We start from the raw sequence: 21,066 nt of genomic DNA, 5'->3' as shown, positions 1-21,066 counted from the left end.
ACACTCCCATAATTACACGTTTAATTTTATTGAATATTCAAGTTAATGAGATCACTTTTAAAATATCTAAGTTTTTTAAATATTATCCTTTTTCTTTCCTGTAACGACAAGGATTCAGTAGACGGAAATGCCCAGGCAAATGTTGATTCCAGAATCTTTGATCGCATTCCTGCAGAGGCAAGCGGAATAGATTTTGAAAACAGGCTCACCGAAAACGACAGCCTGAACTATTTCACTTACAACTACATCTATATGGGAGGAGGAGTTGCAGTGGGCGATATAAACAACGATGGTCTTGATGATGTTTTTTTTACCGGGAATATGGTTCCCAATAAACTGTATCTGAACAAAGGAGATCTCAAATTTGAAGATATTACCGAAGCTGCAGGCTTAAGTGGCGACGATCGATGGTATACCGGGGTAACCATGGCCGATGTGAACGGAGATGGATACCTGGATATCTACTGTTCGGTAGGCGGAAAGTTCTCACCAAAGAATAACGAACTATATATCAATAATGGTGATGGGACCTTTAGAGAAGAAGCCGAAAAATACGGCATCAACGACCCCGGAAACAGTGTCCAGGCTACATTCTTTGATTATGATAAGGATGGAGACCTAGATCTTTACGTAGCCAACTACCCGCCTACCAATTTTAAAGCACCTAATTTCTACTATTCCTACCAGATGAATAATACCCGGGACATTGATAGTGACCACCTGTACAGGAATGATGGAGGTAAGTTTACTAAAGTGACCAAAGAAGCCGGAGTGAGTAGTTTCGGGCTTACCTTATCTGCTACCGTGGCCGATCTAAACAATGATGGGTGGCCAGATCTATATATCAGCAATGACTTTAGTACGCCTGATTATTTATATCTGAATAATGGCGATGGCACTTTTAGAGAAGTTGTGAAAGAAGCAACCTCGCATACCGCCTTTTATGGAATGGGAGTGGATATTGCCGATTATAACAATGACGGCTTCCTGGATATTTACCAGGTAGACATGGATGCCAAAAATAACCGTAGAAAAAAGGCCAATATGGCCAGTATGAATCCCGATTTGTTCTGGAGCACGGTTAATGCAGGATTCCATTACCAATATATGCAGAATACCATGCAAACCAATACCGGGGTCATGGAAGACGGTGTGCCAAAATTCAGTGATATGTCCAGGATCACGGGAACTTCTTCTACAGACTGGAGCTGGGGGCCTTTGTTCGCCGATTTTAACAATGATGGAAAGAAAGACCTGTATGTCTCCAATGGTTCCAGAAGAGAGATCAATAACAATGATTACTTCAATGAACTTAAGAAAGACAAGAACTTTAAGGATAGCATGCTGCAGCGAAGTTTAAATATTCCTACGGAAAAGCTGGACAATTTTATGTTCGAAAACAAAGGTAATCTCAATTTTGAAGCGGTGAATGAAAAATGGGGAATCGAGTTCAAGGGTTTTTCTAATGGTGTGGCCTATGCCGATCTGGACAATGATGGAGATCTTGAAATTCTGCTGAATAATATAGATGATCCCGCGGTTTTATTTAAAAATAACAGTTCAAAAAAGAACAATTTTGTAAAGATCAAATTAAATGGAGCTGGTAATAACTCCTTTGGCCTTGGAAGTAGAGCCTATATTACCACCAAAGACGGGGAGCAAATGCAGGAATTAACTCTTTCAAGGGGCTTTCAGTCTTCGGTCTCTCCCATTATGCATTTTGGACTTGGAAAGAACGAAATTATCGAATCTGTAAAAGTGGTTTGGCCAGATGGCACTATAGAAAAAAGAGAAAACGTACAAGTCAATCAGCTTCTTAGCTTTCAACAATCTGAAGCAAGACCTCAAAATGAGATAATACCTCCAAAACAGACTCTTTTCACCACTGTGGAGGATAAATCTGAAAATTTTCCTTCGCACAGGCATGTGGAGAACGAATATAACGACTTTGAAAAGGAGGTCCTGCTGCCTCACCGTACCTCGGCATTCGGTCCTGCGCTTGCCACTGGAGATTTCAATGCTGATGGAAGAGAAGATTTTTTCGTGGGGGGATCTGCCGGTAATAAAGGAGCAGTCTATCTTCAAACAGATACGGGTGAATTCAGGGAAGCCAATTATGCCTTCCTGGAGGAAGATAAATCCTTCGAAGATGTGGGTGCATTAATTTATGATGCCAACGATGATGGGTTTAATGACCTTTACGTGGTGAGTGGCGGAAATGAATTCAATCCAGGCTCAGAAATGTTGCAGGACAGGCTTTACCTCAACGATGGAAAAGGAAACTTCTACAAATCCAGCAATGTCTTACCCGAAATGAGAACCTCCGGATCAAAAGTTCTTACTGCTGATTTTGATAAGGATGGTATCGAAGAATTAGTTGTTCTGGGTAGATTGGTTCCGGGCAATTATCCTTCGCCGGCCTCTTCTTATATACTTAAAAGACAAATGAACCAGGGTAAGCTAAAGTATATTGATGTTACTAAAAAAGTACTTCCTGAATTTGAAAAATTGGGTATGGCCACAGATGCATTGGTTACCGACTTTGATAATGATGGCTGGAATGATCTAATTGTGGTTGGAGAATGGATGCCTATTACGGTTTTCAACAATAAGCAGGGGAAACTTTCCAATGTTTCTGAAGATATGGGGATTGGCCAGGATACGACCGGATGGTGGTGGAGTATTGAACAGGCCGATTTTGATAACGATGGAGACATGGATTACATCGTAGGTAATCTTGGACTCAATTATAAGTATAAGGCCACACCAGAACAAACCTTCGATATTTACTTTAACGACTTCGATGATAACCAACAGGGTGACATTGTTCTGAGTTATTATAACGACGGAGAAAAATATCCGGTGAGGGGAAGAGAGTGTTCTTCGCAGCAAATGCCTGGTATCAAACAAAAATTCCCTGATTATGAATCATTTTCCACCGCTACCCTTGCAGATGTATATACCGAAAAAGAACTGGAAAATGCCCTGCACTATCAGGTAAAATCCTTTGCAAGTGTATATATGGAGAATAGGGATGGCCGTTTTGTTTTACACGAATTACCAAGGCAGGCGCAAATCTCCTGTATCAATGATATTTTAATAGAAGACTATGATAATGATGGCAACCTGGATGCCATAGTCGCCGGAAACCTGTTCTGGTCTGAGGTAGAAACCCCGCGGAATGATTCCGGATACGGATCCTTTTTGAAAGGGGACGGAAAAGGAGGCTTTCAGGCAATAGATCCATTGAAAAGCGGATTTTTTGCCCAGGGCGATGTCAAGAATATGGCCAGGCTCCAGGTGGGAGAAGAGCAGGTTATCGTGGTTGCAAGAAACAATGATGAATTGCAATTCATTTCCGTAAAAACGTCAAAACCTGAGAACTTGATAACGAAGGTGGAATAAAATTATTATTTAGACTTTTTTTGACTGAAAATATTAAGAATATTTAATTTTTTTAGTCTCAATCGATTGCGTAATTAATAATATTTGTTAGATTTACACTTAACTAACTAATTTATCGCCTATTAAAATGAAAAACTACATTTCGAAAGGATTGCTTTTCTTTGGATTGTTCCTAGGTTTGGGTTTTGCTTCAGCTCAGGAAACGGTTACCGGAAAAGTGACCGATGAATCAGGACCATTGCCCGGAGCTAACGTTCTTGTGAAAGGGACTTCTAATGGTACTACAACCGATTTTGATGGAAATTATGAATTAGCAAATGTACCCGATGATGCTATTCTGGTATTTAGTTTCATAAGTTATGAGACTCAGGAAGTGGCCGTTAACGGTCGTTCAGTTGTTAATGTTAATATGGTTTCCAGTGCTGAATCCCTTGATGATGTTGTCGTGGTTGGTTACGGTAAACAAAGCAGGGCTGAAGTTACGGGTGCTATTTCTTCTATAGATACCGAAGAGATCAATGCCTTACCGGTCGCTACTGCCGAACAGGCACTACAGGGTCGTGCATCAGGTGTAACCGTTATTAATTCTGGAGCTCCCGGTAATTCCCCGGTAGTTCGAATTAGAGGTTTAACCACGCCCAACAATAATGATCCTTTATATGTAATTGACGGAATTATTGCTGGTGGTCTTGGAAGTTTGAGTCCGAATGATATCGAAAATATCCAGGTGCTTAAGGATGCTTCAACGACTGCTGTGTATGGTTCCAGGGGAGCCAACGGGGTGGTGCTGGTTACAACCAAATCGGGTAGAGCTTCACAAAAGGCTCAGTTAAGCCTTGATGCGTACACCGGTGTACAGTTTGTTAGCAACAGGTATGATTTGCTGAATACGGAACAATATATTCAGTATGCCACTGAAATAACCGATCCTGTTCCAGCCCGTTTTACCGATCCTCAATATGCTGATATGCTGAATAACGAAACAGACTGGCAGGACGAAATTTTTCAAACCGGCTTAATTCGTAATATTAACCTTGGGTTTTCCGGAGGTAATGAAAATAGCAACTATAGATTTTCTGCAGGTTACCTGGATCAGGAAGGAGCCATTATTGAAACAGGTTTTGAACGTTTCAATTTTAGAGCTAACAGTAATTTTAATTATGGTAAGTTAAGATTCGGAGAGACCATGAACGTGGCTTTTGGTGTTCAAAGCCCTGAAAGATCTGATGGAGGACGTTCGCTAATTGAACATGCTATAAAATCTGCGCCTTATCTGGATGTTTATAATCCTGATAACCTGGGAGGATTCCAGGGGCCTAATTCACCGGTAGATGGACAGGATGCCGCAAACCCGGTAAGGGTACAAACCCTGGGCAACGCCATTAATAAAAACATCACTATTTTAGGAAGTCTTTTTGCGGAATATGAAATTATTGAAGACCTGGTTTTCAAGACTCAGGTAGGTCTTGATTATTTTAAATTCAATAATAATATCTTTATTCCTTCCTACAATGACGATAGCATTGGAGCTACTAACTCTATTGGCTTTGCTCAGATCACCAAGAACAGCGGAACCAATCAATCGCTAACCTTTACCAACAGTCTTAATTATAGCTTTGATATAAATGAGTTGCATAATTTTGAAATACTTGCACTTGCAGAAGATCAAAGAATAGATAGTGAAAGTTTAAATGCTTTCAGCCAGAACCCAATTAGTGATGAGGTTAACCAGGTTTCGAACACCCAGTCCAATTTAAGTTCGGCTTCTTCAGAATATAGAAGAATAGGTTACCTGGGAAGGCTTAACTATAATTATGATCAAAAATATATTCTTGCCGGATCCTTCCGTCGAGATGCCTCCTCAAGATTTGGTGCTAATAATCGATGGGGTAATTTCTGGTCTGTTGCAGCAGGATGGAATATTGCCAAGGAAGCCTTTATGGAGGATTCCAGTTTCAACAATTTAAAACTGAGAGGAAGCTGGGGTACTACTGGAAATGATCTTATTGGTAACTACCGGTATTCTTCAAGCCTGGTTACCACTTTTATCTATCCCATAGGTGGAGCTGCTGCAGATGGTACAACTGCTGAAGGTCTTCCAAATCAGAATCTTAAATGGGAGGAAGTTACCATGAAGAACATAGGTTTGGATCTAGGACTATGGGATAATACCTTTACCGCTTCTTTCGAATATTATGAAAACAGGAGTGATGACCTCCTTTATGAACTGCCTTTACCACAAAGTTTAGGATATAACGTGGCTACTGTTGCCTCTAATGTTGGATCTGTAGAGACCAAAGGTTTTGAAATGGATCTTGGATTTAATGACTACGAGGGAGACTTCACCTGGTCTGCCAATCTTAATTTAGGTACTTCAAGGAACGAAGTGCTTTCAATTGGTAACCTAACCGCAGTTTCTGATGCTTTCTTTGAAAATGAAAACCTTAAAAGGATTTCGGTAGGAGAACCATTATTCTATTTCTATGGATTGCAGACTGACGGGATCTATCAAAATCAGGCCGAAGTCGATGAGGTTTTCACAGCCAATCCAGATCAGGATGTAATTCAACCAGGGGATATCAGGTTCGTAGACCAAAATAATGATGGTGAGATCAATAACCTGGATTATGTAAAAATTGGAAATCCTTATCCAGATGTTAATTTGGGATTCAATTTTAGCGCATATTTTGCTAACTTTGATCTGAACTTATTTGTACAGGGAGCCTATGGGCACCAGATCTACAATACCAACCTGTATGACCTTGAAGGTATGCCCCGTTTGTTTAATAGTGGAGTAGCAGTATTAGACAGATGGACGGGAGAAGGTACTTCTAACACGATACCTCGCGCCCTTGGAGCACCTATTAATTTAAATTCTTCAGATAGATTCATTGAAGACGGTGACTACACCAGGTTAAAGAACCTAACAATTGGATATACATTTGAAGAAGGATTTATAAGCGATAATATTAATAATTTCAGAATCTATTTAAGTGGCCAAAATTTGATCACGGTAACAGATTATTCTGGTCTGGATCCCGAAATTGGTAATGATAACGTATTATTCCAGGGGACAGCAGGAATTGGTATAGACAGGGGACTATATCCTCAGCCAACATCGTTCACATTTGGATTACAATTAGGCTTTTAAAAAAAACAATCATGAAAAAATTAAAATATATATTTCTAGCAATCTTTAGTATTTTCATTATAGATGGTTGTAATGAGGATGAACTCGCGCTTACCAATCCTAGCGGTTTATCACCAGAAACATACTTTAAGAATGAAGCTCAGGTGCGCTCGGCAGTAAATGCGGTTTATGCGAATTTACAGACGATAGGCCTGTATACGAGGATCATGTTCTTTATGATGGATAATTTGGCTCATGAGAATGCTGGGAATCCGCAATTGGAAGCAGATAAGAGAGCTTTTCTGGAGTATTCTTTCGATGCCAGTCACCCACCTATCAGCTGGTACTGGGACTCCTGTTATAGAGGAATCAACAAAGCGAACTTCGTAATAGATAACCAGGAACGCATTAATGAAATCGTAGGTTTAAGCGATGAGTTAAAGGCCAAGTATGTTGGTGAAGCAAAATATATGAGAGCCTTATATTATTTCATGCTGGTAAGCCGTTTTGGTGATGTGCCGCTTATTACCAGTGTGCCAACAGATGGAACCGGATTTCCGAGGGCTCCAAAAGCAGAGGTTTACGCTCAGATCGAAACAGATTTACGCGACGCATCACAAACCCTGTTCGATCGAGGAACTACAGAAAATGGAAGAGCTACCAGTGGTGCTGCATATGCATTGTTAGGTAAGGCTCACCTGTTCCAGGAAGAATATGCTGAAGCATTGGAAGCCTTCAATAATATCTACGGAGAATATAGTCTTGAAGAAAATTATTATGACAACTTCAAGGAGGAAACCGAATTTGGTCCTGAATCTATTTTTGAGGTTAACTATGATGATGATCTTGGGAATTCTGCCGTTTGGAACTCCAACTCCTCAGGTGAAGGTGCTAATGAAGTCACCTTCCGTGCACAGGAATACGGATTTAATGACTGGTTCAATGTTTACCCGTCTGATGCCCTTATTGCGGAATATGAGGACGGTGATATAAGACTGGATGAGTCTTTTTATTTCGAAGGTGATACTTTTGCCGGTGGCGTTATAGAGGATCTTCCACTGGACAGATCTCAGGCATGGAGAAAATATCAGAACTATTATAAGGATGTGAATGAAGATATGGCCTCTGGGATTAATTTTAAAGTTATTCGTTATGCAGATGTTCTTCTTATGATGGCTGAAGCAGCAAATGAACTTGGAAATCAGTCAGAAGCCATTGATTATATCAATGAGGTTAGAGAACGTGCAGAAGTTCCACTTCTAAATACAGGCCTTTCTCAGGCTGAGGTATTTGACGCCATTGTTCATGAACGAATGGTAGAGCTTGCCGGAGAGCAGGTTCGTTTCGATGACCTTGTAAGATGGGGCTTAGCCGCAGATTATTTATCTCAGTACGGTTTCCAGGCTGGGAAAAATGAACTCTTACCAATTCCATTGGATGAGATCAGGGCTAACGAGGCTATTTCACAAGAAGATCAGAACCCAGGATTTTAATCTATAAATGCTAATTAGAAAAAGCCCTTTTGTATAAAAGGGCTTTTTTTATGGTGTTAAATGAATTGGTATTTTCTTCTTGCTGCCCGTTTCAGGAGGTGGCCAGTATATGAGGGCTTTTATGTATTTCAGGATTAATAATCCAAAAAAGAAGTGGACTAGGGCTTCTTGATGCCTTTTCCGGTTGCAGCCCAGTAAATCCCTCCATAAAGGTGTTTCAGAAATAAAGGATCTTTATAAGCTGCAGGGATATGTCCTAAACCGGTATAGAATGATCTTCCTCCGTCAAAATCCTGGTACCAGGCAATTGGATGCTCGCCCATCCCTTTACCAATATTTTCGCCCCATTGTGCTTCCACGTCATAGGTGGTCTCATCAAGGCTCAGCAAAATATTTAGATCTTCTGAATAAACTTCGGGTTGAAATTCATACCATTCATCGGTCCATAAAAATCTTTCTGGTAAAAACTCCATTCCGGGGAAGTTGCCGTTTTCAACCTCAAGCATGGCAGTTTGGGGGATGGGATGTATCTTGAACATTCTTCCCACCAGTTTTTTATACCACGGCCAACCGTATTCGGTATCTGAAGCACTGTGAATTCCTACAAATCCCTTACCAGATCGTATAAAGTTTTCAAAGGCTTGTTGTTGCTGTTCATTCAGGATATCCCCGGTGGTGTTCAGAAAAATGATCACCTGGAATTGTTTCAGGAAATTATCATTTATCCTGGACGCGTCTTCATGCCACTGAACCTCGAAATTATGCTTTTGAGATAATTCTCTAATTGCCGTTACTCCTTCATGTATAGATTCGTGATGCCAGCCAGCGGTCTTAGTAAATAAGAGTGCTTTGAACTGTTCCTGGGAATAATGAAACCATGTGAAAAATAAACTAAAGACCATTAGGATGTATTTTTTATTATTGCGCATCTTATTATTTTTTAGTGACTATTCAACTTCTTCCAAAAGGCTGTTCACCGCATTCACCAGGTAAATATAGCTGGCGCCAACATTCACAACATATTCATTCTCTCCCCATAGAAATGGCCAGTCTTCCTTGTTTTCAGGAAAATCTGGTTTAAGTATAAGAATACCTGGAACGATACCACCAGAAATAAAAGAAAAATCGGCCCTGTTCATTCCATAGGCAACCTTTTTAGACCTTGTACCAACTCCCGATACGAATGAAATTGAAGAATCGGGATGCGTTCCATAAATATAGTTCAGGCTTTGGAATACCTCATTCTCATCGATGATTTCTGGAAATTTTTTGTGAAGCAGGTAATTGGTAATTCCAAAATTGATGACCTGGCCATTACCTGCCCAGCCACCACGACCGATGGGGACTCCAAATGGATTATCTTCCTTGAACGTTTTTATTTCCTCCTTGTATTGTAAGGCCCTGTTTTTGAGTTTATCCTGAAAATCCGTACTCATGAGATCATAAATTCGAATTGCACCCTGGGCGTAAGCTGCAAAATTTGAATCAATTTTTGGCCAGAGTTCTTCTATTCTTCTGGCATAGGTATTCTCCCGGGTGCTTATTAGAAGTTCTACGGCAGCTTTAAATTCTTCCTGATTCAGATCTCCACCCGTAGTATTGCCATGCCGGAATAATGAGGGTTCGCTGGACTGTTCATCCTCCCAAACCTTCCTGGCAATTTTCAGGCTTTTCTCAGCAAGCGTGTCGTTGATGGAGCCCAGAACCCTGCTGGCCGCAGCCAGGGCCGCGATAGAACCGTAATTCAGTGCCGAGGATTTACTGGTGAAGGCCCAGCGATCGTCAAACTTGCCACTTCGGTTGCCTTTTACCTCCAGCTCTCCCAGTTCTTTATCGTAAATTAAATTATCAGTCATAGTGAGGCCATCACCAAGGTGAGTATACTGGGAAATATCTGGTACAATGATACCTGGGATGGCATGGCCTACTGCATCGAACTGAGCCACCAGGGCAAGAGTGCCATGCTGAATTTGTTGAAGCACATCAGGTTTACCGTCAGGGTTATGAATATCTACATATTTAGCTTCATAGTCTACAAGGGTCTGGTCCCGGTTGAGATTAAAATCTTCATAAGCATGAACAAGATTGTTAACAACGTGATACTGGGTCTGGGTTCTTATGTCATAATCTCCAGCGTCATACCAGCCACCAACATTAAGGCCGGGAATGTGTTCCCCCGGGCTATAAGGAGTATCTGTAGTTGGGCCCTGTGCGTACAGGTCAAAATGTTCAGTAGAAACGGGAGCCTGGAGTGCATCGTCCAGGTGTGAGGCGCCATGCCAAACCCTATAAGCTTCATTAACAATCATATGATCCATTTGCACAGGAAAGAAGATATCGTTGGTTGGATGCCAGGCTTCGTTGTAGACTTCCGTATCAATTGGGAATGGGTCAGAAACCACATCTCCATATTTTATGCTATATAATCCTGAATCGGTAGCACCTGAAAAATCAAATTTATAATACTGGTAGCGGGTGAATTCACCCCATCTTTCAGGTTTCCCAGAAATCACGGTCTCGCGTTCACCTGATCTGTTTATTCTTTGCAATTCAATTTCTGAAGCTATTTTATCATTCCTATCTAATTCGATAACGGCCACTTTTTGCTGTTTTGGGTGGTATCCTACCTGGGAATGAGCAATGACAGGTTTCCTTGTCCAACCAACTGTGCTGTTAACCGTGACTTTCCATTCCAGTACCTTACCCGTTCTATTTCCTGGTAATAAACTTCGAACCACGTACCAACCGTTTTGAGCTTTATTGCGCCCGTCGAATAGCATCAGGTTTTGATCCATAGATTGTATATCTACCATTCTCGACTTATCATCAGGAGCGAGAACGAGTCTGTTACCCGATGAGATGGCCTTTGGAGCTGTTACGGCCTGGTCGTTTTTCAGCATTTCATCGGCAGGATATAAAGGGAAAATGCCCGGTTCTTCATCCATATAATAGGTTTTTTCCCAGTAGGCTGAAGGTAAGAATTCCAGGTTCAGGCCTGCACGGCCCTTGAGTTCTTCAGGTAAGGGTTTTTCAAGGTGAACGCTCAGGTAAAGATTCCTGCCTTCGGCCCTGGCGCGTATCATATACTCAAAATCGAATTCGGGGTAATGCTGGTAAGTATCAATACTGTTATTTTCAACATCAACTTTCCTTTCAGAAAAGGTAGGAATATCATCCCATTGTTCCGGAGTGGAATGAAGTCGAACGTCCCCGTTGGTTGCTGTTCGTACCCCTTGTTGAATGATCTCTATCCCGCTTATTTTGGAATCGCTAAACAGGCCGTTATACCAGTTGCTGAAAGCTAGAATATTGACACCCGGAGCTTCAAAATATTCAGCTTCATTCAGTTCCAGATTGTTTTCCTGGGCATGGAAATTAAGCGTAAAAAGCAATAAGATCAGGCTTATCGGGAGTAATTTTAATCTATGTTTCATAGTATGAAAAATCAATATTAGTTTTTGTTCAGAAGCTCATCTGCAGCCAGGACCAGGAAGATATAATCGGTTGTTCCGCCTCCCAGGACATACTCGGTTTGTTGCCAGAGAAATGGCCATTCCAGGAGCTCAGGAAAATCAGGTCGTATGAGGGCTGTTCCTGAACCTATACCCCCGGGTATAAATGAGAAATCTCCCCGGTTAATGCCGTAGGCCTGGGTAAGGGATCTGGAGCCCACTCCAGAAGCAAAGGAGGAGGTGTTCACACCAGGATGTGCTCCAAGTATGAAATTTAAGGCGTTAAGTAAATATTCATAGGAGAAAATTTCAGGATAGCTGGTATGCAAAAAGTACTGCTTCATCCCAAAATTCTGAATTCCCCAGCCAGCACCCCAGATATTAGGCTCGTAAGGGATACCATAAGGTGTTTTTTCTCCAAGTTTTTGAATTTCTGACGAATAATCTTTTACCGCCTGTGTGATTCGCCCTTTAAATTCCGGGTTGTCTATATACTTAAGGGCCGGCCCTACTATCCACCCGGTATTACTGATATTAGCTGCGATAGCTTCGGTATGCTCCACCAGAAAGTCTGAATATTTGCTGTCTCGGGTGGTAAGGAATAACTCAACGGCCAGTTCAGTTTTAGCTCCTGGCGAATCCACCTCGGTAATCTCCCAAACCTCTTTTGCGATCTGAAGGCATTCGGAAGAAAGTTCTGGATTATAGTCGGCCAGAACTCTTGCTGCAGTGGCCAGGGCTGCTGCCGTACTCAATTCTCTATTTGTGTTCTCTTCAGTAAAAACCCAACGGTCATCTGGAGCGCCTTCCAGGCCAACAGGTATGTTCTCATCTTCCTCCTTGTTGGAAAAGATCTCGTTATCTGAATGTGTAGAAGCATCTCCCAACAAAATATATTGCCTTTTGGTAGGGACAATAATTCCCCGGTAAAATCGGCCTAAAGACTGGTAACCTCCAGCAATGGATAATACTCCGTGTTCAATTTGCTGAAGAATATCTTCCTTGCCATCGGGCTGGAGAATTTCCACGATCCGGGTTTCCTGGTCAATGCTGGTGTTATCGTAGTTCACCTCAAAGATCTCATAGATCTGTGACAGACCCTGAACGGTGGCCGCCTGGGATTCTACCCGTAGGTCATAGTCTCCTGCGTCATGCCAGCCTCCAATATTGATCCCCGGTACATGTTCTCCCGGTTCAAAATCGGTTAAGGTTTCAGAACCCTGGATATAACCGTCAAAGTGATTGTGGTCTACCGGGGCCATTCGCGCATCATCCATGTGGCAGAGGCCGTGCCATACTTTGTATCGGTCATTTACCCGCATATGGCACATCTGTACAGGCAGAAAATATTCAAGGGTTGGCTGCCAGACATTTCTTTTATAAACATCGCGGCTAATTTGAAACGGCCTGGTAGTAAAATCCTTGTATTTGACCACGTACATTCCCGGTTCCTCTATTTCAGAAAAATCCAGCTGATAGTAGTTGTATCTTAAGAACTTTCCCCATTCTGAAGGAATTTCAGATTTTACTTCGCTTAATCCTCCTTTTGTATCTACCCTGTAAAGAGTTGCTTTTTGCAGGTCATTATCATATTTTCCTGTTTCGATATGGGCGATCTTCTTTTGTTTTGGGTGATAACCTACCTGGGATACCTGTACCACAGGACTGTAAGTGAAATCTTCAATTACATTTGGCGTTACCAGCCATTCTATAGCAGCCTCGGTCTCTCCTCCCGGCACTAACGAATGTACTATAAACCAGCCGTTGCTATGTTGGGCCCGGCCATCCAGAAGCTTCAGGTCATTATTTTTAAGGTTCTTGATGATGAGAGTCTGGGATGGTTCTTCAGGAGCGATCACCAGTTCTTTACCGGTAGCCATTGGCTCAAGTTCATAGATGCCATGTTCAGAAGCTCCACCCGGGCCATTAGCCTGGCGGTTAAAAATCCCGAACTGCTCATCCATATAATAGGATTTGCCGAATAGTATACCGGGGAACAGTTCAATATTCATCCCCACTCTTCCAACCCATTCTTCTGGTAGAGGTTCATCCAGGTCAACAACTATCTTGAAGGATTTTCCCTGGGGTATTATTTTCAGATTATAGGTGAATTCAAGGTCTGGGTAAATGATGGGGTTAAAGCCTTTGCGATCTTTAGATTCATCAGGATAGCTCATTTGAACACTTATAACCTGGTTCTTCCGGTCAACCTTTCGTTCACTTACTTTTGGAACCGGCTGCCACTGGCCCGGAGCCTGTTCCAATCTTAGATCTCCGTTGGTGGCAACGCGAATACCATTTTGTATAATTCCCACGCCGCCCTGGTGACTTTCCGGGTAAAAATCATGGGCCAGCATAACATTGGCACCACGCATTTCTAAATATTCAAGATCATTGATCTTAAAAACCTGGGTGGAGTCCTGGGAATAGCTGATTTCAGGAATAATCATCAAGCAGGCTAAGGCGCCTAAGCGAAGTAGAAATTTCATAATTAGTTGGCTTATGGTCGATATGACTAATATACAATATTTTAAATATAATTGTAAATAATTGAGATAAGCCCCTGTCTAAATGTGGATCTTATAATTTAGATCAGAAAATTTTAGGAATTCTTTGTTGAAATAGTATAGGTTGTATTTCAGAAATAATAAGGTTTAGCTTTCAATAATTTGAAGCAAGTCAATAGACAAATTGAAATTAAAGCGGAAAAAAATACCCGATGGCCACCTCAAGTATGCCATCGGGTAATAAGAAAGATATTTATGTATACTTAATTTTTTAAAGTTGAAGTGTGTCGTACCCCGTCTTCCTCACCAGTATGTTTCAGATAGAATTTCCAGGCTTCGCGGGCCACTTTTCTGCCTAACTCTAATCCCTCGATATTATCAGCCTGTATGTGATAACCTCCCAATACTCTTGAAATTCCGGCCATTTCTCCTGTTTCGGTGAAGGTTGGGAATTTAAGGGTGATGGTGTCTCCGGTATTTTCTGGTTCGGTTAGGGCACCTGCCACCATGGTCGCTTCAGATCCAAATTCATCGCTTCCGGTCCATAATCTTAATGCTTCAGCACAACCACCGCTAATAGTACTATGACCTGAAACATAACTTGGGAATGGCGGACATAAGAATGTATCAGGAGAGTAGGGTCTCCACTCTATTCCTTCCATTTCTATCATACCCTTACCTGCTCCACCCCAGCCTTTAATTTTTTTGTCGGCAAAATGTTCATGAACAAGGGCAAAGGGCCTGGCAAAATCATAATGCATCTTCGAATCCCAGCAAGCGATAAAGGCATCCATCGCTACAACCTGGTTATAAAAATACATTTTAACATCCTGGTCTAAGGTGTGATTATCTCTAACTGAAACGTCCTGAGCAAATTTTAACCAGTGTCCGGCCTGCTGAACCGATTGCGGTCCATCTCGCATGAACTCAACCAGGGCTTTCTCATAATCGGTTAAATTGGCCTGCATTTCCACTACCTCCTCAACCTCAAGTTTTAATTGTTCTGATCCCATCATAGGCGGTGGACCCGGCCTGAACTGATCACCCGATTGCAGTGAAATTGGTTCTACGCGGTCCCAGAATGGAGTAAGACAGGCCGGAGCGAATCGTCCTCCCTGACCGTCTGAAAAATATTTTGGTTGCCATCTATTGGGATCATTATTACTGTCTACCGGATTTACAGGTTTATAGCCGGTATAATCGAAATATGCCTTGCCATTAGACCCGTTTTCTTCGGCATACTGGTTAGCGCCATCGCCTTTTCGTGCCTCGATAACGGCTTTTGCAGCAAGATTTCCTATTCCCTCCGGGGTAGTAGGATCAAGAGATGTATTATCAGGATCTAAACCAAGCTCTTCCATGAAACTAGTAAAAAGTTCCTTATCGGAGAAATAATATTCGTTCATAGCCCTATATGCCGCATAACTAATGGCGATTTCCTTATTGCTAAGCGTTCGTTCCTGTTCAGGTCGCCGGTCAACTTCCGAAAGGTACACGGGACTTGCTAATTCGTCGTACCTTGACCAGGCATCAAATACCGAGACAAATATCAGGGCGAGAAATCTCGAGGTGATAGTGGGTCGTGGATTGAACTTTTCAGTATCATTCGCAGTGGCTTCCAGGGCAATCTGCGCCCATTTATAGGCTATATTATTCTTTCCGGCAGGTTCATTTGCTTCCGAGGTCGACTGTGCATAGTTAAACTGACTATTTAATAAAAGGCAACAAATAATTAACTGGAGAAAGATTTTTTTCATAATAGGAAGCTTAGTCTGGTTGATAGAAATTAAATTCCTCTTGATTTTTAAGATTAGGAAAATTAAAAAAAAATGTTAAAATGAAGAATTTATTTTACATGGATATATTTATAATTGTTCATAGAATTCAGCAGAAGTTACTAAACTGAAAGTCTCATGTGCTCCTTAGGTCTTTATTTTTTATAATGGTAGATTGTTCGATTACCTGTTTAGATCTGATTTTTTATTTTACATAAGTTTCAGCTTTTTAGAATTTAAATTATCAGAGCTTAAATTTTTAAGTTATTATAAGAAGTATATTTAGTCATTACATTTACCTAATATTGAATTTTATAGTGTTCTGCTTTAATAAGGTTATTTATATGCTAGGGCTTTGCCTGTTATTTGTTTCATGTGAACAAAAGCAAAAGTCTATGAGCGAAATAATAAGGGAGACCTCCAGGGAGCAATTTTATATTCCCGCCAATCATTATGCCTCTTCTCTCAGGATTAAATATTTTGACAGTATCTCGAGGGTAGCACCTGAAAATCAAAAGGAAAAATTCGTATTAAAAAAAGCTCATGACCTGCTTTACTCAGGAAGAACAAAAGAAGCTATTGAAGTTCTCAAGGTATTGCGGCAGAAAAGCATGAATGGTCTTTTGCGCTATAAACTTAGCTTTCAGGAGGAAGAAGAGATTGGTCGGCTTTTGGCATTGGCTTATATGCGACTTGGAGAGCAACAAAACTGTATACACCATCATAAGGCTTCAGCCTCCTGTATTATTCCTATCGAGCCAGAAGGCTATCATCAGGTACCTGAAGGCTCCCGAAAAGCTATAGATCTTTACCAGGAATTCCTGGAACGGGATTCACATGATTATAATAGTCGTTGGCTTTTGAACGTAGCTTATATGACACTTGGGGAATATCCCGATTCCGTTCCCGAAAAGTGGCTCATCCCGGAACATGTTTTTGAATCAGAATACCCATTAAAGAAGTTTGAAGACATTGCTCCTAAACTGGGAGTGAACGTTAATGATCTATCGGGAGGTGGTATAGTAGATGATTTTAATAATGATGGACATTTAGATATACTGGTTTCCAGCTGGTTCCCATCGGGTAAATTAAATTATTTCATCAATGATGGGAAAGGTAACTTTGAGGAAAAAACCGTTGAGGCAGGTCTTGATCTGGTAAAAGGGGGCTTGAATATGATACAGGCCGATTATGATAATGATGGTTTTCTGGATGTTTTTATTTTGAGAGGGGCCTGGATGGGTCCACTTGGCAGGCACCCAAACTCATTATTGCACAATAATGGCGACAATACTTTTACCGATGTTACCATAGAAGCAGGCCTGTTGTCTTTTTATCCTACACAAACAGCGGTTTGGGCCGATTTTGATAACGACGGATGGGTTGATCTTTTTGTTGGTAATGAGGCTGAGGAAAGTCATGTTAACCCCAGCGAATACTTTAAGAATAACGGTGACGGTACCTTCTCTAATCAAACTTCAAGCGCGGGTCTCTCTGTAAGCAGTGAGGAGCAACCTTATTATGTAAAGGGAGTTACAAGCGGAGATTACAATAATGATGGCTGGATGGACCTGTATGTTTCTACGTTGCATACCAGGAAAAATCTTTTATTCATAAATGAGGGCCCGGACGAAAACGGGGATATAAGTTTTAAGGAAAGTAGTTCGCTAAAAGGCCTGGGAGAGGAATTTTCGAGTTTTCCTACCTGGTCTTTTGACTACAATAATGATGGCTGGCCTGATATATTTGTTGCCGGTTATAAACGCAGTGGCTTCTATACTATAGTTCCTGATATTGTAAGGGAATATTTAGGAGAACCTCATAAGGCAGAAACCATGAGGTTATTTCAAAACAATAATGGCGTCTTTACCGATGTTACAGCAGAGGTGGGTCTGGATAGAATTGGTTATGCGATGGGGGCCAATTACGGCGACCTGGATAATGACGGTTTCCCGGATATATACCTTAGTACGGGAGAGGTAAGTTTTGAATCTATCATCCCGAACAAGGTGTTCAGAAATAACAATGGGGAAAAATTTCAGGATGTTACTACTGCAGGAGGATTTGGCCATATACAAAAAGGTCATGCCGTTTCATTTGCTGATATTGATAATGATGGCGACCAGGATATTCACGTGGTAATGGGCGGGGCTTATGAAGGTGATATTTTTTTTAATTCATTATATGAGAATCCGTATCAGGATGTGAATAATTGGATTACAATAAAATTAATAGGCACCAGGGCTAACCGTGCAGCTATAGGAAGTAAAATAGAGGTTATTGTGCTTGATGGTGGTAAGGAACAATCTTTTTTTCATACCGTTAGTTCAGGGGGCAGTTTTGGTGGTTCTACTTTAAGAGCTGAAATGGGCTTAGGCCAGGCTTCGGAAATTCAGAAGCTAATAATCACCTGGGCAGGCAGCGGGAACATCCAGGAATTTGAAGGATTACAGTTAAATTCGTTTTATGAGATAACCGAGGGCGATCCTGAACCTGAAATAATTCAGTAGGCTGCGAGATCGATCTATTCGAGGCTAAGCAGGTTTCCTATTCCTGTATATCATTTTCCTTTCAATAACTCAGAAATATTCTAATTAGATAAAAACGCGAGGGCGTTCTATGCGAACCCGGCCCGGTTAGTACCTATCTGGAAGCGTAAACCTCAATACATAAAATTTCGAGATTAAGTGTTTTTATTTAAAAATTAGGATATATATTAAATAAAATGCAATTTAATATTTGTAAAATTTGAAATACTTTAATTTATTTGGGTTATTTTATTAAGTGTATTTGTTACAATTCAAAATTTGATTTATCTTTTCAGGATAGAATGGCCTTTTTTCGCATCACTGAACACAATCGATTGCGTGCAGGTTTAAAAATGATAAGGCTTGCAACTGATAGTATCATTATATAGGCTGGTTACACATAAAATGAAGGTCCGGTATATTTAATTATTTCGAAAGATGTAAAATCATGTGTTATCCAGGAATTGGGAATAGGTTCCAGAATGGTAGTTAAAGCTGATAATTCTAATCGTTTCAAAGTTTCCGGCTTAGTCCTAAAACCAATGGGAATAGAGAAGTAAAATTTAATAAAAGGTATTTATGGATGGTGAGATGAACTTAAAAAAGCTTGCAGAATTATTGAATATTTCAATAAGCACTGTTTCCAAAGCGCTTCGTAATAGTCCGGAAATCAGCAGGGAGACCAAGAAACGGGTTGTTGAATTGGCTGAGCTTCATAATTACATTCCCAATTCGTTCGCCCAAAAATTAAAAAGCAATAAATCCCAGACACTTGGGATCATAATACCGGAGATTTCTCATCAGTTTTTCACCCACGTTCTTGAGGGTGCCGTTACCGAAGCGAGATTAAATGGTTATAATTTAACTATATGCATAAGCAATGAATCCCTGGAAAGTGAAAGAAATATCATCAATAATCTAATTAGGAACCATGTAGATGGGATAGCTATCTCACTTTCAGAGGAGACCCATCAAAAAAATGAAACCACACATTTAAAGACCTTATTAGATCGTAACATTCCGCTGGTTCTTTTTGACAGAATCACCTCAGGGATAGCCTGTGATACAATTTCCATCAATGACAGTCTGAATGCAGAACTGGCCATTTATGAGCTCTTAAATAATGATAGACGAAAAATTCTATATCTCTCCGGAATCCCCAACACTTCCGTGAACGAGAATAGAAAAGATGGATATATAAAGGCTATTCGATCAAGGCACAGGCCCTGTATTTTAGAGGTAAACTACGATAATTTTGATGAGGCTGAGATAGTTAAGTTCATTAAATCTGAACGGGTGGATGCGATCCTGGCTTCAGATGAGTTAACTGCAATTCAAACCATAAGAGCCTGTAAAATTCAAGGATATAAGATACCTGATGAACTGGCGGTAATAGGCTTTTCAGTAGGAAATCTTGGAAAACATTACCTGCCGTCGTTAAGTGCTATAGATCAAAAGGGGGCTGAACAGGGTAAATGTGCCATAAAATTACTGGTAGACAGGATTGAAAAAAACTTTGAAGCCGAACCTTTGAATATACAGATAGATACCAAAATCATCCATAGGGAATCGACCTTAAGTTTCTCTTCTGCAAAAAAAATTAATTGAAAAATCTAAAATAAGATGAAGGCTGTAAAAACAATAGTATGGCTGGGAATGTTAACGCTGTTCATATCAACAGGTAGCTTCGCCCAAAATAGGGAGGATTCAGAAAATACTGAAACTTTAAAAAACGCCTTTGAAGACAAATTTTATATAGGTACTGCCTTGAATGCCTGGCAGGTTTCCGGTCGCAAACCTGAAGAGATTCAGGTTGTGAAAAAACACTTCAATTCGATTGTTGCTGAAAATATCATGAAGAGCGGCAGACTTCAGGCAGAACAGGGAAAGTTCGATTTCGATCTGGCAGACCAGTTCGTGGAATTCGGCGAAAAGAATGGGATGCATATTCATGGGCATACCCTTATCTGGCATTCCCAGGCTCCCCGGTGGTTCTTTACCGATGAACAGGGTAACCAGATTTCTAAAGAAGAACTAACCCGCCGAATGAAAGATCACATTTCAACAGTGGTTGGCAGGTATAAAGGCCGAATAGACAGCTGGGATGTCGTGAACGAAGCCATAGAGGATGATGGCAGTTATAGGGAGAGCAAATTTTACCAGATCCTGGGGAAAGATTTTATAAAACTGGCTTTCCAATTTGCGCATGAGGCAGATCCTCAGGCCAAACTCTATTATAATGACTATTCCATGTCTAAACCCGGCAAGAGGGATGGCGTGGTAAGAATGGTAAAGGAATTGAAAGAAGAAGGTATCCATATAGACGGGATAGGGATGCAGGGCCATATTGGGATGTCACATCCTGAATTATCTGAAATGGAAAAAAGTATTCAGGCCTTCAGCGAGCTCGGTGAGGTCTCTATAACCGAACTGGACCTGAGCGTGTTGCCCTCTCCATGGGGAGATGCAGGGGCCGAAATTTCTAAAAACTACGAATACGAAGATAAGATGAATCCCTTTCCCGATGGCCTGCCGGAAGATGTTAACAGGCAATTTACCGAACGGTACCTGGAATTTTTCAAACTTTTTATAAAGTACCAGGATAAAATTGAACGCGTGACGCTTTGGGGAGTTAATGATGGTAATTCCTGGAAAAACAACTGGCCGGTGAGAGGAAGAACAGACTATCCGTTGCTTTTTGACCGGCAAAATCAACCCAAACCAATTGTAGACTCCTTAATCAATTTAACAAGATAAAAGACTAACATAAACAATG

Annotated in this window: 10 protein-coding genes; 6 read left to right on the top strand and 4 right to left on the bottom strand. The window is 41.0% G+C overall.

What is annotated here, in order from left to right; translation table 11 throughout:
• Positions 1 to 45: 45 nt before the first annotated feature.
• From MKO06_RS04255 to MKO06_RS04245, 3 genes are all read left to right on the top strand, one after another.
• Positions 46 to 3,405: a CRTAC1 family protein gene (locus MKO06_RS04255; RefSeq protein ID WP_241549419.1), complete on the top strand. Its 3,360-nt coding sequence runs from the start codon at positions 46 to 48 to the stop codon at positions 3,403 to 3,405.
• A 127-nt stretch (positions 3,406 to 3,532) separates the two neighbouring features.
• Positions 3,533 to 6,556 carry a SusC/RagA family TonB-linked outer membrane protein gene (locus tag MKO06_RS04250; RefSeq protein ID WP_241549418.1) on the top strand — a complete coding sequence of 1,008 codons (3,024 nt, stop codon included), beginning with the start codon at positions 3,533 to 3,535 and terminating at the stop codon, positions 6,554 to 6,556.
• Between the two features lie 11 nt (positions 6,557 to 6,567).
• Complete coding sequence (locus MKO06_RS04245; protein ID WP_241549417.1) at positions 6,568 to 8,028, top strand: RagB/SusD family nutrient uptake outer membrane protein; 1,461 nt, start codon at positions 6,568 to 6,570, stop codon at positions 8,026 to 8,028.
• Positions 8,029 to 8,186: 158 nt separating this feature from the next.
• Here MKO06_RS04245 and MKO06_RS04240 read toward each other — a convergent pair whose 3' ends face one another.
• From MKO06_RS04240 to MKO06_RS04225, 4 genes are all read right to left on the bottom strand, one after another.
• The gene (locus MKO06_RS04240) at positions 8,187 to 8,957 is read right to left on the bottom strand and encodes a ThuA domain-containing protein (protein WP_241549416.1); all 771 of its coding nucleotides are present in this window, start codon (positions 8,955 to 8,957) and stop codon (positions 8,187 to 8,189) included.
• Positions 8,958 to 8,975: 18 nt separating this feature from the next.
• On the bottom strand, positions 8,976 to 11,462 hold the full coding sequence (locus tag MKO06_RS04235; protein ID WP_241549415.1) for a glycoside hydrolase family 9 protein: 2,487 nt from the start codon (positions 11,460 to 11,462) through the stop codon (positions 8,976 to 8,978).
• A gap of 17 nt (positions 11,463 to 11,479) precedes the next feature.
• A complete protein-coding gene (locus MKO06_RS04230) occupies positions 11,480 to 13,969 on the bottom strand; it encodes a glycoside hydrolase family 9 protein (RefSeq protein ID WP_241549414.1) in 2,490 nt (829 codons plus the stop codon).
• A gap of 281 nt (positions 13,970 to 14,250) precedes the next feature.
• Entirely contained in the window at positions 14,251 to 15,744 is a 1,494-nt protein-coding gene (locus tag MKO06_RS04225) for a vanadium-dependent haloperoxidase (protein WP_241549413.1), read from the bottom strand.
• A gap of 413 nt (positions 15,745 to 16,157) precedes the next feature.
• On the opposite strand from MKO06_RS04225, the gene MKO06_RS04220 reads away from it, so the two are divergent.
• From MKO06_RS04220 to MKO06_RS04210, 3 genes are all read left to right on the top strand, one after another.
• A complete protein-coding gene (locus tag MKO06_RS04220; RefSeq protein WP_241549412.1) occupies positions 16,158 to 18,272 on the top strand; it encodes a CRTAC1 family protein in 2,115 nt (704 codons plus the stop codon).
• Between the two features lie 597 nt (positions 18,273 to 18,869).
• Positions 18,870 to 19,898 carry a LacI family DNA-binding transcriptional regulator gene (locus MKO06_RS04215; protein WP_241549411.1) on the top strand — a complete coding sequence of 343 codons (1,029 nt, stop codon included), beginning with the start codon at positions 18,870 to 18,872 and terminating at the stop codon, positions 19,896 to 19,898.
• A 15-nt stretch (positions 19,899 to 19,913) separates the two neighbouring features.
• Entirely contained in the window at positions 19,914 to 21,047 is a 1,134-nt protein-coding gene (locus tag MKO06_RS04210; protein WP_241549410.1) for an endo-1,4-beta-xylanase, read from the top strand.
• Positions 21,048 to 21,066 lie beyond the last annotated feature (19 nt).

The organism is Christiangramia oceanisediminis (genome assembly GCF_022570735.2).
In the GTDB taxonomy this organism is placed as follows: domain Bacteria; phylum Bacteroidota; class Bacteroidia; order Flavobacteriales; family Flavobacteriaceae; genus Christiangramia; species Christiangramia oceanisediminis.
Note: the sequence above shows the minus strand (reverse complement) of the source record. Positions and strands in the feature narration are given on the sequence as shown.